This window comes from Pseudomonas sp. JV245A, from assembly GCF_032424515.1.
GTDB lineage: Bacteria > Pseudomonadota > Gammaproteobacteria > Pseudomonadales > Pseudomonadaceae > Aquipseudomonas > Aquipseudomonas protegens.
In genome coordinates, this window is the sequence record NZ_VYKE01000696.1 from 1 (window position 1) to 201 (window position 201).

1 protein-coding gene is annotated in these 201 nt (G+C 68.2%); it reads left to right on the plus strand.

The window, feature by feature from the left end; translation table 11 throughout:
- Window positions 1-201 (plus strand): formate dehydrogenase accessory protein FdhE (gene fdhE, locus F6S12_RS33655; protein WP_315870100.1); only part of this gene is annotated, 201 nt, incomplete at both ends.

A 201-nucleotide genomic window follows, 5' to 3' on the forward strand; every position in this document is an offset into this window, starting at 1 on the left:
CCAGGCGCTGTTTTTCTGGGCGGCCCTGAGCCTGTATTTCAGCCAACTGGCCAGCGCCCTGCCGGTGACTGCCCAGGCCCAGGTGGGAGAACAGCGCCAGCATTGCCCGGTGTGCTGCAGCGCGCCGGTGGCCAGCGTGATCCTCAGCGGCAAGCGCGCCGGCCTGCGTTACCTGCACTGCGGATTATGCGAGAGCCGCTG